General features: G+C 58.1%; 17 protein-coding genes. 11 read left to right on the forward strand and 6 right to left on the reverse strand.

Annotation, left to right across the window (positions count from 1 at the left end; genetic code table 11):
• The 8 genes from Q4481_RS01155 (at position 1) to visR (ending at position 7,163) form a co-directional block, all read left to right on the forward strand.
• Positions 1–903: a protein-glutamate O-methyltransferase gene (locus Q4481_RS01155; RefSeq protein ID WP_304374403.1), complete on the forward strand. Its 903-nt coding sequence runs from the start codon at positions 1–3 to the stop codon at positions 901–903.
• A complete protein-coding gene (locus Q4481_RS01160) occupies positions 900–1,961 on the forward strand; it encodes a protein-glutamate methylesterase/protein-glutamine glutaminase (protein ID WP_304374405.1) in 1,062 nt (353 codons plus the stop codon). Before Q4481_RS01155 ends, Q4481_RS01160 begins: the two co-directional genes overlap by 4 nt.
• 1 nt (position 1,962) lies before the next feature.
• Positions 1,963–2,352 carry a response regulator gene (locus Q4481_RS01165; RefSeq protein ID WP_304374407.1) on the forward strand — a complete coding sequence of 130 codons (390 nt, stop codon included), beginning with the start codon at positions 1,963–1,965 and terminating at the stop codon, positions 2,350–2,352.
• Positions 2,349–2,903, forward strand: a complete 555-nt coding sequence (gene cheD / locus Q4481_RS01170; RefSeq protein ID WP_304374409.1) for a chemoreceptor glutamine deamidase CheD — start codon at positions 2,349–2,351, stop codon at positions 2,901–2,903. The genes Q4481_RS01165 and cheD overlap by 4 nt, the downstream gene beginning before the upstream one ends.
• Positions 2,904–2,920: 17 nt before the next feature.
• On the forward strand, positions 2,921–3,310 hold the full coding sequence (gene cheT, locus Q4481_RS01175) for a chemotaxis protein CheT (RefSeq protein WP_304374410.1): 390 nt from the start codon (positions 2,921–2,923) through the stop codon (positions 3,308–3,310).
• Positions 3,311–3,442: 132 nt separating this feature from the next.
• Positions 3,443–5,149, forward strand: a complete 1,707-nt coding sequence (fliF, locus tag Q4481_RS01180; RefSeq protein ID WP_304374413.1) for a flagellar basal-body MS-ring/collar protein FliF — start codon at positions 3,443–3,445, stop codon at positions 5,147–5,149.
• 541 nt (positions 5,150–5,690) lie between these two features.
• On the forward strand, positions 5,691–6,431 hold the full coding sequence (gene visN, locus Q4481_RS01185) for a transcriptional regulator VisN (protein ID WP_304374415.1): 741 nt from the start codon (positions 5,691–5,693) through the stop codon (positions 6,429–6,431).
• 12 nt (positions 6,432–6,443) lie between these two features.
• Positions 6,444–7,163 (forward strand): transcriptional regulator VisR, encoded by a 720-nt coding sequence (visR, locus tag Q4481_RS01190; protein ID WP_304374417.1) that lies wholly within the window; start codon positions 6,444–6,446, stop codon positions 7,161–7,163.
• Here the strand turns inward: visR and Q4481_RS01195 are convergent.
• From Q4481_RS01195 to motA, 6 genes are all read right to left on the reverse strand, one after another.
• The gene (locus tag Q4481_RS01195) at positions 7,151–7,612 is read right to left on the reverse strand and encodes a BspJ family T4SS effector nucleomodulin (RefSeq protein WP_304374419.1); all 462 of its coding nucleotides are present in this window, start codon (positions 7,610–7,612) and stop codon (positions 7,151–7,153) included. The genes visR and Q4481_RS01195 overlap by 13 nt on opposite strands.
• 5 nt (positions 7,613–7,617) lie before the next feature.
• Complete coding sequence (gene flhB, locus Q4481_RS01200) at positions 7,618–8,700, reverse strand: flagellar biosynthesis protein FlhB (RefSeq protein ID WP_304374421.1); 1,083 nt, start codon at positions 8,698–8,700, stop codon at positions 7,618–7,620.
• A gap of 113 nt (positions 8,701–8,813) precedes the next feature.
• On the reverse strand, positions 8,814–9,845 hold the full coding sequence (locus Q4481_RS01205) for a flagellar motor switch protein FliG (protein ID WP_304374422.1): 1,032 nt from the start codon (positions 9,843–9,845) through the stop codon (positions 8,814–8,816).
• A gap of 43 nt (positions 9,846–9,888) precedes the next feature.
• Positions 9,889–10,491 carry a flagellar motor switch protein FliN gene (fliN, locus tag Q4481_RS01210; RefSeq protein WP_304374424.1) on the reverse strand — a complete coding sequence of 201 codons (603 nt, stop codon included), beginning with the start codon at positions 10,489–10,491 and terminating at the stop codon, positions 9,889–9,891.
• Positions 10,492–10,541: 50 nt separating this feature from the next.
• Positions 10,542–11,477: a FliM/FliN family flagellar motor switch protein gene (locus tag Q4481_RS01215; protein ID WP_304374425.1), complete on the reverse strand. Its 936-nt coding sequence runs from the start codon at positions 11,475–11,477 to the stop codon at positions 10,542–10,544.
• A 17-nt stretch (positions 11,478–11,494) separates the two neighbouring features.
• Positions 11,495–12,370: a flagellar motor stator protein MotA gene (gene motA / locus Q4481_RS01220; RefSeq protein ID WP_304374426.1), complete on the reverse strand. Its 876-nt coding sequence runs from the start codon at positions 12,368–12,370 to the stop codon at positions 11,495–11,497.
• A gap of 233 nt (positions 12,371–12,603) precedes the next feature.
• Between motA and flgF the strand changes: the two genes are divergently transcribed.
• The 3 genes from flgF to Q4481_RS01235 all read left to right on the forward strand — a co-directional run bounded on the left by flgF (position 12,604) and on the right by Q4481_RS01235 (position 15,398).
• The gene (flgF, locus tag Q4481_RS01225; RefSeq protein ID WP_304374428.1) at positions 12,604–13,329 is read left to right on the forward strand and encodes a flagellar basal-body rod protein FlgF; all 726 of its coding nucleotides are present in this window, start codon (positions 12,604–12,606) and stop codon (positions 13,327–13,329) included.
• 84 nt (positions 13,330–13,413) lie between these two features.
• On the forward strand, positions 13,414–14,835 hold the full coding sequence (gene fliI / locus Q4481_RS01230; RefSeq protein ID WP_304374430.1) for a flagellar protein export ATPase FliI: 1,422 nt from the start codon (positions 13,414–13,416) through the stop codon (positions 14,833–14,835).
• Positions 14,832–15,398, forward strand: a complete 567-nt coding sequence (locus Q4481_RS01235) for a flagellar protein (protein ID WP_304374432.1) — start codon at positions 14,832–14,834, stop codon at positions 15,396–15,398. Before fliI ends, Q4481_RS01235 begins: the two co-directional genes overlap by 4 nt.
• Positions 15,399–15,429: the final 31 nt, after the last annotated feature.

Below are 15,429 nucleotides of genomic sequence, written 5' to 3' on the forward strand. Positions count from 1 at the left end.
ATGAACCCTGCCATTGATCAAAGACGCAATCAGGACGAAATCCTCGCCGGCGGAGAATTTCCGCTGACGCGGCGGGATCTCGCCGAAATTGCGCAGATGATCTATTCGGATGCCGGGATTTTTCTCAACGAGACGAAGGCCTCGTTGGTCTATTCGCGTCTGTCGAAGCATATTCGGCAGCTAGGCCTCAGGAACTTCCGTGAATATTGCGATCTGGTTGCATCTCCTGCCGGTGCCGCCGAACGTCGCGAGATGCTGTCGTTCCTCACCACCAACTTCACCCGCTTCTTCCGCGAGAACCACCATTTCGAACATCTGCGTGACGAAGTGATGCCCGGCGTCATCAGCCGCTTGAAGGCTGGCGGTCGCGTGCGGTTCTGGTCTGCGGCCTCATCCGATGGCCAGGAGCCCTATTCGATCGCATTGACTGCGATCACCGCGCTGCCGAACATCGCAGATTACGATTTCAAGATCCTGGCGACCGATATCGATCCCAAGATCCTAGCTGCCGCACGTCTCGGCGCCTATGACGTTTCATCTCTTGAGACCGTCAGTCCGCAGATGCGCAAGCAATGGTTCCGTGAAGTGACCGTCGACGGCAAGCCGAAATGGCAGGTGGTCGATGCACTGAAGCGTCTAATTACCTTCAACGAACTCAACCTCATGGCCGCCTGGCCTTTCAAGGGTAAGTTCGATGTCATTTTCTGCCGTAACGTCGTCATCTATTTCGATGAGCCGACGCAGATGCGCATCTGGTCGCGCTTTTCGGAACTGCTGCCGGAGGGAGGCTATCTCTATATCGGTCATTCCGAGCGTGTGAGCGGCGAGGCGAAGGCCCATTTCGATAACACCGGCATCACGACCTACAAATACATCGGCAAATCAGGTGGAAGGAAAGGTTGATGGCGCCAGCTCGCGTTCTCGTCGTCGATGACTCGCCCACCATGCGGGGCCTGATCTCGGCTGTGCTCAATTCCGATCCCGATGTCGATGTCGTAGGCCAGGCCGGCGATGCCATGCAAGCGCGCGCCGCCATCAAGGAACTCAATCCCGATGTGGTGACGCTCGATATCGAGATGCCGAACATGAACGGTCTCGAGTTTCTCGAGAAGATCATGACGCTCAGACCCATGCCGGTCATCATGGTATCGTCGTTGACCCACCGTGGAGCCGAAGCGACGATCACGGCGCTTGAAATCGGTGCGTTCGATTGCATCAGCAAACCGGCACCGGGCGATACGCGTCCCTTCCATGAACTGATCGACAAGGTCAAGGCTGCCGCAAAGTCGGGCACGCGGTTCCAGGCAGGACGTCAGGCGCCGCTGCGGGCAGCTCCCGCGGCCAATGTCAACGTCTCGACGGATTACCGCGTCGGCCGCAAGGTCGTAGCAATCGGCTCGTCGACCGGCGGCGTCGAAGCGCTGATCGAAGTGTTGAAGGGCTTTCCGCCCAACTGCCCGCCGACAGTGATTACCCAGCATATGCCGGCGACCTTCACCAAGAGTTTCGCCGAGCGGCTGAACCGCCTCTGTGCGCCGCAGGTGCAGGAAGCGACCGACAATGCGCGCCTCGAGATCGGCCGGATCTACCTCGCACCCGGCGGGGACCGGCATATGATCGTGGCCAACCCGCATGCGCCGGTCTGTCGTCTTATCGACAAACCACCGGTAAATGGTCATAGACCGTCGGTGGATGTACTGTTTGATTCGGTCGCCGAAATCGCCGGTCGCAATGCGGTCGGTGTCATCCTGACCGGCATGGGGCGCGACGGCGCTGCCGGTTTGTTGAAGATGCGCCATGCAGGCGCTCGTACCGTCGGTCAAAATGAAAAGACCTGCGTAGTTTATGGAATGCCTCGGGTCGCGTTCGAACTCGGTGCTGTCGAACAACAGTTGCCGTTGAACGCGATCGGAGAAGAAGTGCTGAAACTTACAGCCGCCCGCAGAGAAGGGAGCGACTAAAATGTCAATAGCGGAAAAAATCAAAGTGCTCATCGTGGACGACCAGGTCACGAGCCGCCTTCTGTTGAGCGATGCGCTGACGCAACTCGGCTTCAAACAGATTACGGCAGCCGGTGACGGGATGCAGGGTGCGCAGATCATGGCGCAGCAGCCGCATCACCTGGTGATCTCCGACTTCAACATGCCGAAGATGGATGGTCTCGGCCTGCTTCAGGCCGTGCGGTCCAACCCGGCGACCAAGAAGGCGGCCTTCATCATCCTGACGGCCCAGGGCGATCGCGCGCTGGTGCAGAAGGCGGCCCAGATGGGTGCAAACAACGTCTTGGCCAAGCCGTTCACCATTGAAAAGATGAAGGCTGCTATCGAGGCTGTTTTTGGATCGCTCAAATGACATTGGTTGACGGTTTCAAGAGAGTGCATGTCATCCAGGGCGAGTGGAAAGTCTCGAACGATCCCAACGTCGTGTTGTCGACCGTTCTTGGCTCCTGTGTCGCTGCCTGCCTGCGGGATCCCGTGGCCGGCATCGGCGGCATGAACCACTTTCTGCTTCCAGGGTCCGCCGAGACGCTGGCGCAGGGTGGCGATGCCTCGCGCTATGGGGTGCATCTCATGGAACTGTTGATCAACGGCCTGCTCAAGCAGGGCGCCCGCAGAGACCGGCTCGAAGCCAAGGTGTTCGGTGGAGCGAAAACGATCGCGTCCTTCTCAAATGTCGGCCAGCAAAACGCCGAATTCGCGATGCGTTTCCTCCGCGACGAAGGGATTAACGTCCTGGGGTCGTCCACTGGCGGCGATGCCGGACGCAAACTCGAATTCTGGCCTGTCTCTGGCCGCGCCCGCCAATACGCGCTGACCGGTGCCGAAACGCAGCGCACCGTACAGCAGGAAATCCGTCCGGTTGCTCCGCCGAAGCCGGCCGAAAGCTCAATCGAATTCTTCTGAGAAGTGGATCGTTCCTAATGCCGCCTAGCATTCATCACAGCAACGACGCTTTCGAGGAAGCTCTTCCGGACGTTCTCATGCGTGTCGTGTCTGAACTGCACGATGTTGCCTATCTGATCGAGCGGATCGAACCGTTCCTGGCGAATGCGCATGGTGCCGAAGGACTGCCTGCCGCCGACCGGCTGATGGTTCTGCAGGGCATCGATCTTGCAGTTCAGAAGACGCGCGGCCTTGCCGAATTCATCGATACGATCACGTCGGAAATCCCGTCCGCAATGCTGGTCGATGTCACGACGGCACTGAACCTTGTGAAGCTTGCCGACATGCAGAAGGCGCTTGGCGGTAACCAGCGCCACGGCCATTCCCAGCCGCTCAGCCGTGCGGCCGGTGATTTCGACCTCTTCTGAGGTCGTCTGATCGACGATTTCTTTGTCTGTTCCTGCGTTCCCTGAAAACCTTCGCGCAAGTTTCAGGGAATAGTGTCGCCAGCGGGTAATGATACCTGACCAATGCTCGGCACAGCAACGCGCGGGAACAGAATGAATCTGTTGAATCAGCTTACGGCAATCCTGAAAAACCTGTCCAATCTGGGCATGGCGCGATTGACCGCTCTTGGAGCAATCGGCCTGCTCATCGTCGGCCTTGTTCTCGGTGGGGCCTATTATGTAAACCGGCCCTCCTTCGAAACGCTCTATGTCGGGCTCGAAACGTCCGATCTCAATCAGATCAGTATGGCCCTGTCGTCAGGCGGCATCGACTTTGAAGTCGGCGCTGATGGCAAGTCCATCCAGGTTCCGGTGGGACAGACTGGCAAGACACGCTTGTTTCTTGCCGAGCGCGGCCTTCCGAGCTCCACCAATGCCGGCTACGAACTCTTCGATAATGTCGGCTCGCTCGGCCTGACCTCCTTCATGCAGGAAGTCACCCGGGTTCGCGCCCTTGAAGGGGAAATCGCCCGCACCATCCAGACGATCGACGGTATCAATGCCGCCCGCGTTCATATCGTGATGGCCGATCGCGGTTCGTTCCGTCAGGCTGAGCAGAAGCCTTCGGCATCGGTCATGATCCGGGCATCGCAGACGACGGGTCGTCAGGCCGCTTCTTCGATCCGTCATCTGGTCGCTGCCGCCGTTCCTGGCCTTGCGATCGATGACGTCACGATCCTGGATTCCGCCGGCCAGTTGCTGGCCTCGGGCGATGATCCGACCAATTCCAATCTCAACCGCTCGCTCAACATTGCCCAGAATGTTCAGCTCGAGCTTGAAAACAACATCGACAAGGCTTTGGCGCCTTTCCTCGGCATGGACAATTTCCGTGCCTCCGTCACGGCCAAGCTCAACACCGACGCGCAGCAGGTTCAGGAAACCATCTACGATCCCGAATCCAAGGTCGAGCGTTCGGTTCGCGTGACGAAGGAAAACCAGAAGTCCGAACAGGTGAGCGCCGATCAGGCAGCAACGGTCGAACAGAACGTCCCGCAAGGAACGCCTGAAGGCGGTGCTGGTCCGAAGTCGACCGATCAGAACGACAAGAAGGAAGAGCAGACCAACTACGAAATCAACAGCAAGACCGTCGCCACCGTGCGCAACGGCTATACGGTCGAAAAGCTGTCGGTTGCCGTGGTTGTTAACGAAGATCGCGTCCGCAAGCTGGTCGGCGAACCCTTCGATCAGGCGAAGTATGATGCGATCATCGCTGAAATGCAGAAGATTGTGACCACAGCTGCCGGACTGGATTCGACCCGCGGCGACGTCGTCAATGTCAGCTCAGTTGCCTTCATGGAAAACCAGCTTCTGCAGGACAGCGTAGCCGGCGATAGCTTCATCGACATCTTCATGCGCAACATGGGCTCCATGATCAATGCGCTCGCTTTCGTCGTCGTCGCCTTCCTGATCGTCTGGATGGGCTTCCGTCCGCTAATCAAGGCCATCGGTGGTCCCGAAATGGCGGCTGCAGGCATGGGGGCTCCCGGTGCACTTCCGCTCGGCGAGACCGCTGGCCTGGAACTGCCCGACTTCTCGCCGCCCGCCATGGGCGAAGGCGGTGGCGGTGCGCTGATGGAAGGCTTCGGCTCCGACTTCGGCTTCGATTCCGCCGACGACCTCCTGACGATGAACGACGATGGCTCCATGGCCAAGAAGGTCAAGGAGGGCCCGGAGCGGAGACTGCAGCGCATGGTCGATATAAGCGAAGAGCGCGCCGCCAAGATCCTGCGCAAATGGGCGGCAGGCGAAGAAGCAGCCTGATCGGCTCGACCGCAGCATACCGAATGAACCGCCGGCTCCCTCAAGAGCCGGCGTTTTCGTTTGCCTCAGGAACGGGGATAACGCTTGCCAATCTCTCCCGTGAGATGCGGAGCCGTTGTGGCATCGGCTGCGACTTGTCTTCGTACAGGCGTGTCAGAAGGACAGGATCCGCCGGTTTGCAAATCGGTTCGCTTGCGGTTAAAATGTGTTCTGCTTCTGATATGGTGTGATTTATCAGAGATGAAAGTCTATCCGGCAGACTTCACATCGAGCGCCAACTTTGGCGCAAAAAGATAAAGAGATGGCGCATTAAGCGTTGTCCGACCTGCTCTTACAAGTGGAGCAGGTGTGCCTTGTTTTGTTTGCATATGCTAAATATTCGAAATAGTTCACTATTTTAAAAAATAGATTTGAATTCAACGTCGAATCAGCACAATTCTTAATGATCACATCGGTGCATGTTGTCTTTGTATCTGAACAAAGGGGCAACTGACGTAACTGGGTAGAATCTTGACTCCTTGGCGATGTGAAGTGGGACAGTATGGCGACCAGTGCGAAACGTGAGAATGTGGAGAGCTCTGGCGATGTGCCAAAAGGCGTATCGCATAGGCTGATAACGACAGAACAGATCATCACCAGATTGGCCCAGAAGGCCGACTGCCAGGATATAACCGGCGGGCTGGGACTTCTGGCGGAATATGTCGGTGCGGTCGGCTTTCTTTTGGCGCGTCACGAACTCAGCAACGAGAATGTCCTCGACAATATTGTCTCCTCCAACTGGCCCTTCGACATGGTCCGCAAGAGCGGCGTCGATATTATCTCCGCGATGTCGCGCTCGACTGAGTTGGACAAGTGCCTCTCGGTTCTCACGCCTACCTTTTCGATGCTGCCCGACGAAACCATTCTGCCCTATGGCGCCAGCCGCCAGTTTTGCTCGGTGATCTTTTCCGCCGGCCGCAGCCGTTATTGCCTGATGCTGCTCTGCCCAGCCGACATGATCCTGTCGCAGCAGCGTCTTCGCGAGACGGCGCTGTTGACGAGCTATTTCGCGAGCCTTCTCTTCAATGACAGCGTCCGCAGCACACGCGAACTGGAATTGACCGAACGCGAACTCGAATGTCTCTACTGGATCGCCGAAGGCAAGACATCGGATGAAATTGCCACCATCATCGGCATCTCGAAGAACACGATCAATAACTACATCACCAGCGTGATGCGCAAGACTGCCACCCGAACGCGGTCCGAAGCGATTGCCTATGCGGTTCGCAACAATCTGGTTTAGGGATCGGTCGTCATGAAAGTGCAAGTCGAGCAAAGCCGCAAACAGTCCCGCCCCGTCAGTCGTTCCGATTTCTTTCCGCGCCTCGTGGCCATGCAGCGGTTTGCGCATGCGCGCTACTTCGCGGTCCTGAAGACGAACAATTCCGGCCTGGCGAGTCGCCGCAAGCTTTCCTGCATTCTCGATAATTTCGCCAGCGACAGTGAAGTCAGTGCAACGGCCATTCTCGACCATTACGGCCAGGCCCTGCTCGATCATCTGGAGCTTTCGTCAACGCCACTGATGTGGAATGGACGCGAGGACAGCCAGACGGCCGAGACGCCGGATTTTGCCGGTTTCGTGACCCGCATCAAACAGCGCGTTCTGCCGGTCTGCGGTGTGGCGCTCCCCGTCAGGCTTGGCTCGATGGGCAATGGCTATACGGTTTTTGTCGGCAATTATCTCGATCTGACCAGCGAAGTCATCCTTGACCTGCATCTGCGCAGCAATCAGCTGATGATGGATCTGCTTGTTCTCGATGAAAGGCGCTCGGCGCCCGATGAGGTGCTGAGCAACCGTGAAATCGGCTGTCTTCAGCTGGCGGGTGACGGGCTGGTCAGCGAAGAAATTGCCGCGAAACTTGGCCTTTCCGTTCACACGGTCAACGCCTATCTCGCATCAGCAACCGTGAAGCTGGATTCGGTAAACCGGATCCAGGCGATCGCGAAGGCGATCCGGCAAGGCTACATCGCCTGATTATCGCTCTGGATCGCTTGCGGCTTGCGCGGCGTTACCACGAAGCGTGCCTTTGAAAGCGTATCTTCGAGAAAGCGGGTTTCCTCGTCCGGATCCGAGGTCGGTTCATGAAAGGCAATATGGTTGATATCGATGCCGGCCTGATCGTCGGTGAGCGACAGTTGCGCATAGATCGTAACGCCATCCGGCTTGATCTCGAGATCAAGCAGGATTTCCGGTTTCGTATCCCAATCCAGCCGGAATTCGCCACTGGTGGCAAAGCGCACCGTTCCCGGCAGGAAATAGAGCTCCGCCGCGGAACTGACGAGATCGGTGAGGCTGCCCCAGCGTTCGAACCGCAAGAGTGACACCAGATCCGCTGCATCGATCATTCTAAGTTCGGTTGCCACTGGACGCATCGCTTCGGCGACGATCCGCTCGCGTTCAAGAGAGTGGGTGCTTTTTTTCATTGATCTCAATGAGTCCGTCTTGGCCTGGTCTTGGATGCGTAAATACGCTGGATGAGCTCAGCGACTGCCTTGTAGAAAACTGGTGGAATCACACTATCCACCGAGACTTGCGCAAACATGGAGCGCGCCAGGGGGGGATCTTCAAAGACGGGGATGCCGTTTTCCTCGGCAACGGAACGGATTTTGAGCGCGATGAGATCGGCGCCCTTCGCGATGACCACGGGAGCGGGGTCTTCTTCCCGCACATAGCGAAGGGCTACGGCATAGTGGGTCGGGTTTGCGATCACGAGCGTGGCGCGGGGCACAGCGGCAATCATGCGGCGGCGCGCCAGATCACGCGCAAAGGAGCGCCGCTTCTGTTTCATGAGCGGATCGCCATCCTGCTGCTTGCGCTCTTCCTTCACTTCCTCCTTGGTCATCTTGAGTTCGGTGAACCACTGGTGATGGGTCCAGAAATAGTCGGCGATACCGATCGCTGCGGACGCGATCAGAATGATGATGAGAACGACCTTCACATCCGAGGTCAGCCGGCTCAACAGGAACTGCGGATCGGCATACATGGCGTCGAGCGATGTCAGGAATTCGCCACGTAGGGAAATGACGATGATGATACCGACCACCAGCACCTTGAACAGCGACTTGCCGAATTCGACCAGACCCGGAAGGCCGAAGATGCGCTGGAAACCGGCGACCGGATTGAGGCGCGAGAATTTCGGCGCGATACGATCGAGCACCGGGCTCGGCAGATTCTGCAGGACCGACGAGCCGACCCCGAACATAGCCATCAGCACGAAAGCGGGAACGACCATGACCGCAGCTTCGCCCGCAAGCCGCATGAAGAGAGCAACGATGTCGGGGCCGGATTCAAACCGCCACTGGTCCGGCTTCTCGAACAGATCGCGCAGAGATTCCCACAGCGAGGCCACGCCGCTCGGCAGATAGAACAGAAGATAGATGTAGATGCCGAGGGTCGAGGCAAAGACCGTGACTTCGCGCGAGAAGGGGACGTTACCCTTCTCGGCCGCATCGGTATAGCGCTTCTGTGTTGGCGCTTCTGTTTTGCTTTCCTTGTCTGCAGAATCAGACACTGCGGCCCCTTTCAGGGATTTCGATCAGCCCCGGTAGAACGCAGAACGGGGATAGATGGACATTGAAAGGTCCACACTATCCCCGAACGGGTGATTCCACCAGCATCAGCCTATCAGGCAGCTTCGGACTGGCTCGGATCCTTGAGCACGATCTGGCCGTTCGTTGCCAGTCGGATGGCTTCCTGGGCAATCGAGCGGCGGGCAATCGCGATCTGGCGCGCGGTGATGCCGGAAGCGGGAGCCGAAAGATCGGACTCGATCATGCGGCGCTGACGTGCGCCGATGGAGGAGAGGACGGCTTCGCGGATATCGACCGGCGAATCGCGCAGCGCTGTGGTGATAACATCGCCGGAAATATCGTTGAAGAGCGCGACGCGGCTGCGCTGCGGCATGGCCAGCAGATCTTCGAACAGGAAGATCTTCGGACGAACCTTCTGTGCGGCTTCCTGGCTGAGCGCTTCCAGCGAATCGAGCAGGTTCTCGACCTGGTTCTTTTCGAGCTCGTTCATCAGTTCCGCGACCTTGACGGTGCCGGTCGAGTTGCGCTCGGCATCATATTCGCGAAGGATCTCGATGACGCGGTTTTCAATAATGCCGGCAGCCTTGGGGCTGACATCCTTGAGTTTGACGGTACGGTTGAGAATATCGGCGCGCCGGCTTTCGGGCATTTCCATGAGAACGCGTGCCCCGGCCGAAGAAGGAACCATCGACAGGATATAGGCGATCGTCTGCGGATGTTCCTTGAGAAGATAACGGGCGACAAACTGCGGATCGGCATTTTCGAGCTGATCCCAGATCGAGGTTTCCAGTGCCTGGAATGCAGTGCGGCGGCCGAGCAGGCCATCCACCTCGTCCGGCGTCAGGCCTTCTTCGAGGATGCCCTCAATGGCCTTGGCATTATCCATGAGGCCGGTGCCTTCGGAGAACAGATCCTCGAACTCGTTGACGAGTTCAATCAGCTCATGCGGAGGAATGGAACGAAGATGCTGTGCGGATTGAATAATGGTTTGCAGTTCGGCCTGGGTAAAATATTTGAGGAGCCGACCGGCAACGCCACGGCCCATCGCCAGCAGAACGGCCGCGGCTTTTTCCGGGGCCTTCAGGTTGCTGGAAGCACTCTCTCCAAAATTGTCGAAGTCAAACATCTCGACACCTCCCCGGATTCATTCCGGTTGTTAGCGGCTAAATTCATTTTTTCCCGGCTGGGCTGACCTCAAGCAGCTTGATGCCGAAACGTGTATCGTCGTTTTCCAGTACAGTGATCTCTCCACGTCCGATCAGACGTCCGTTGACGATTAGATCGACCGGTTCACCGATCTTGCGATCGAGCGAGATAATCGACCCTTCCGTAAGACCCATAAGGGTCGAAACTTGCATCCGGCTTTCGCCGAGGATGATCTGAACATCAATCGGGATATTCATGATCATGTCGAGATTGGCGTGAAGCGCACTACCAGGTTCGCTCGCCGGCATGCTCGACGATCCGAAATCGCTGCTTGCGCCGAAATCCATGCCGCCGCCGAGGTCGGAGCCGCCGAAATCCGTGTTGCCGAAATCCGTGCTGCCGCCGAAATCACCACCGATTTCGCCAATCTCGCCGCCAAAATCGCCGCCGAAGCCGCCGGCATCATCGGTTGCGCCGAAATCAGCGGCAAAATCGCCGCCGAGTGCGTTGTCGCCTTCCTTGTCAGCCTTGAGGACGCCCCGAAGATCGTCGATCGCCTGATCGAGTTCTCCGGCCTTGTCGTCAGCTTCGAGGCTGGGTGCTGCTGAGGTTGCTTTCTTTGCCATGACGAACTTATCCCAGTTGAAACTTGCGCAGGGCTTTTACCGCCATGCGCTCAGCCAATGAGTTGCTGTATTAATGATTTTTCCGTGGTCGCTGTGTCACGAACGCGCACGGTATATTGCTCGCCAGCCCGGCCGAACTCGCAACGATAGAGTTCGCGACCATTGGCCGAGACTTCGACGCTGACATCGCCGCTGTCGAGAAAGGGAATGACATCGCCGGGTTGCAGGCGTGAAATCGTTCCGAGCTTGAGAGGCGTCAGGTTGATGCGGGCTTCGACGCGAACGTCGGACTTGCGTACCTTTTCCTGGATCTTTTCCGCCCAGCCTTCCGGCGTCCGGTTGGCGGACATCGCAGGCATCGGAACCTTGACGTCCGTCTTGAGAAGCGCCTTCTGCGGAACGATGATGGAGAATTCACTGACCATGTTGCCGAATTCGACCTTCATGCGAATCGTGGTCGCATACATGTCGACATAGCCATCATCCGGCTTCGGGCGGTTTTCAGCGTTGTAGGGCTTGGTCAGGATCGGTTCGTAATTGCCGGGGGCATTGACGGCCGACTTCAGCACCTGAGCGATCTTGTTGATGAACATCGGCGCCATTTCGAGCTCGATCGCGGATGCGGGCCGGCTCTCCGGTTCCACGATCGATTCCGGGTCGCCACCCAGCATGCATTCGACCATGGCGGTCGTCACCTGGGTGTTGCAGGCGATCGTGAAGTCGTTGCTCCAGTTCTTGAGCTCGCCATCGACGAGGATTTGGAATTCGTCGAGATCGTGGATCAGTTCGCTTTTCAGCCCGGTCACGCAGCCGTCATAGGCGAACTTGAAATTGAGCTTCGTTTCCAGCTCAATCAGGTCGCTCAGGAAGGTCGAAAGCACATGGCCGATATCGGCGCTGATCTTGGCAACTTTATGCTGGCTGCCAAGTTCGCCAGTCAGAAGTGAAAGAAGTTTCGATTCCATCATCGAGTTTGCAGCAGTCATTGCTATCCCGTCACTTGTCAGGCGGCTTTTTCGCCGCCACCACCTGGGTTCATCATTTCTTGTTCAACCGCGTCGATCGACGGGCGCTCATAGGAGGAGATTGTCTTGCGGCCATATTCGAGCGCCACCTGCGGAACCGAGCCGTTCATGTAGGCAATCAGGGTCTGCTTGACGATGACATAGAGCCGGTTCTGCTTGGTACGGACCGCCTTCATCATGTAGATCAGCGGGTTGACCACGCAGTAGGACAGAAGAATACCGGTGAAGGTACCAACGAGAGCCGCACCGATCAGGTGACCGAGAACTTCCGGCGGTTCGGTGATGGCACCCATGGCGTGAATAACGCCGAGAACGGCGGCCACGATACCGATCGCGGGGAAGGAGTCACCCATGTTCTGGACCGCATGATAAGACTTCAGCTTGTCATGCTCGATGGTCTGGATTTCCTCGTCCATCAGCGCTTCGATTTCATGGCTGCGGGCGTTACCGATGATGATCAGGCGCACATAGTCGCAGATGAAGGCCGTCAGTTCCTTGTTCTTCAGAACCGAAGGAGCCGTCTGGAAGATCGGGCTTTCATCGGGATTGTCGATATGGGCTTCGATTTCGTTGCGCGACTTGGTGCGCAGATCGCGCATCAGCGAATAGAGAACGCCGAGCGTATCGAGATAGTGACGTTCCTTGGGAACGGCATTCTTGAAGGCTTCGCCGATGGCCTTGCCCGAATCCTTGATCACCTTGATCGGCGTTCCGGCAATGAAGGCGCCGAGACCGGCGCCGCCGATGACGATAAATTCATAGGGCTGCCAGAGAACGTCGATATGACCACCACTGGCCATGAAGCTGCCAATGATGCAACCGAATACGATAACCAATCCAATGATAATGTTCATTTGGCACAGCCCGGGACATACTGTCTGATGAAAACGGAATACGGTTATAGGCTTGCGTGAGGCTGGTTAACATCGGGTTAAAAAACCGTAAATTCCCGACAGTTTCGCACAAGCGAATGCGACGACATTCCGCCTCAATAGCCTGCGGTACCATTATGTTCCCAGGCGTGCCGGCCACGGCAACATCGGCAACAGACCGCACATGAACGGGCGGGATCAGGGACGAAACCGGAATGCAGTCAGGAATTTACGTCGCACTGTCATCGCAGATTTCTCTCGAGCGTCGGATGAACACGATCGCCGATAATCTCGCCAACATGAATACGGTGGGTTTTCGCGCGACACAAATGAAGTTCGACGATGTCATGACCCGTGCCGAGGGCACCAAGGTCGACTATGTCTCCACCGGCGAGGAATATCTTTCGACCGCCAACGGTGCCCTCGTCCAGACCGAAAACCCGCTCGATTTTGCCGTGCGCGGCGATGCCTGGTTCTCGATCGATACGCCGCAGGGTCCGGCTCTCACCAAGGATGGTCGCTTCTCCGTTCTCGAGACCGGTCAGTTGGTGACCCTCCAGGGCTACCCCGTGCTCGACGCCGGTGGCGCGCCGATCCAGATCAACGGCAATGCCGGTGCTCCGACAGTCTCTGCCGATGGCGTTCTTTACCAGAACAACCAGCCGGTCGCCACGCTGGGTCTGTTTGAGGCCAATATCGGCGCCAATTTCACCCGCGTCGGCAATTCGGCGATCATCCCCAACGAGCAGCCGCAGCCGGTTGTCGACCGGGCTGATATCGGCGTCGCGCAGGGCTATCTCGAACAGGCCAATGTCAATCCGATCCAGCAGATGACCCAGATGATCACCGTGTCGCGCAATTTCGAATATGTCACGCAGCTTATGCGCGACAGCGAAACCAGCATTTCGGACGCGGTAAAGGCGCTGGGCGGTGCCCGTTGATGATGGCTGACCTGCCGGCGCTGCGCGATGCGCCGGTTTTCAGGTTTTCAATCCAGATCGTACGCTCGCAGGGAATGTCAGCCGATGGACGTTATTGAGGATGAACAGGTCCTGGAACAGCCGCTGGAATCCTATCCCCGGCTGGCCGAAGTTTCGCGCCTGATCGCTCGTTACTCCGAGCCCGGAGCACTCGTGGCGCCGGCAGGCCGGGTCAAGACCATCGCTGCCGGTCACTATACCGTCTCGGGTCTGTCGCACCATGTGCGGCTCGGCGATTTCGTCGCCCATCAGAGCCCTTCGGGAATCCATCTCGGCGAAGTCGTGCGCGTGGAGCCCGATATTGCCTTCGTCTGCCCGATCGAGCCGGGCGAGCCTATTGGGATCGGCGATATGATCATTCGCCGCGGTGCATTCCGTCTGGCGCCGACCGATGCCTGGCTCGGCCGTACGATCAATTCTCTCGGCGATCCGATCGACGGCCTGGGCTCGCTCGATCGCGGCGATGATCGCAGGCCGATCAGCAATATCGCTCCGCCCTCCATGAGCCGCCAGCGCGTTCAGACAGGTTTTCGGACCGGTGTGAAGGCGATCGATATCTTTTCGCCGCTCTGCCTCGGCCAGCGCCTCGGTATCTTCGCCGGGTCTGGCGTCGGTAAATCGACGCTTCTGTCGATGCTGGCGCGGGCGGAAGCCTTTGACAAGGTCGTGATCGCCCTTGTTGGCGAGCGTGGCCGCGAAGTGCGCGAATTCATCGAGGATACGCTCGGCGAAAACATGAAGAAATCGATTGCCGTCGTCGCAACCTCGGACGAAAGCCCGATGTTGCGCAAGATGGCACCGCTCTCGGCGATGACGATCGCCGAACATTTCCGCGATCAGGGCGACAATGTGCTCCTCATCGTCGACAGCGTAACCCGCTTTGCCCATGCCATCCGCGAAGTTGCGACCGCCGCCGGCGAGCCGCCGATTGCGCGTGGCTATCCGGCTTCCGTGTTTACCGAACTTCCGCGATTGCTCGAGCGTGCCGGACCGGGTCCGGAAGGCACCGGAACGATCACCGCGATCATCTCGATCCTGGTGGATGGTGACAATCACAACGACCCGATCGCCGATTCCACCCGCGGCATTCTCGATGGCCATATCGTGATGGACCGGTCGCTCGCCGAAGAAGGGCGTTATCCGCCGATCAATCCTCTGGCCTCGATTTCTCGTCTCGCCCGCAAGGCCTGGACGCAGGACGAGGAGAAACTGGTCTCGCGCCTGAAGTCGCTCATTCACCGATACGAAGAAACCCGCGACCTGCGCCTGATCGGCGGCTACCGCGCCGGTTCGGATCCCGATCTCGACATGGCGATCAAGCAGGTGCCGGTGATTTATGAAACCCTGAAACAGACACCTTCCGAAAAGCCCGCCAGGGATGCCTTTGCCGATCTTGCGACCGCATTGCGATCGGCAGCCCAGCAGAACCAGCAGGGTCAGCCTATGACGGGGCGCCAGAGACAATGACCGACCTAGAGCAAGAAGATCCGATCCGCCCTGTAAAAGCCAGGAAGAGCAAGCCGGTCATCAGCGACCGTATGCTCGGCATCGCCGGCGGCGTGCTGGCGGCCTCTGCTGCATTCTTTCCCTGGTATGTCTTCTTCAACGAGGACCAGTTTACCGCAAATCTCAGGGCGCTCGTGTCCGGTCAGGGGATCGCGAGCTGGACGGGTCGTCCGCTGGAAACGCCGCCGGAAACGGCCAGCAGCGGCAAGGCCGAGGATTCCGCCAAGCCGGACGTGCCTGACGATATCAAGACCGCAACGGTTCCGAACGCCAAGCAGGATCCGGAAGAGGATCCGGCTTCCGCCGACGCGCAGCCTTTCCCGGCGTCGCCCGTGGACTTTCATCTGCTTCATGTCGCCAACGGCCGTGCCATGATCGAGGACAAGACGGGAATCTATGTCGTCGAGGTCGGATCGAGCCTGCCGGACCTGTCGAAAGTGGCGAGTGTCGAGGAGCGCAGCGGCCGCTGGGTGATCATTACCGATCGCGGCGAAATCTACGGTTCCAACGGCAAGGAACAGTGAAACTGGGCAAGTCCCGCGCAAGATTATCTCT

Source organism: Fluviirhizobium alvei (assembly GCF_030551875.1).
Lineage (GTDB): Bacteria > Pseudomonadota > Alphaproteobacteria > Rhizobiales > Rhizobiaceae > Rhizobium_E > Rhizobium_E alvei.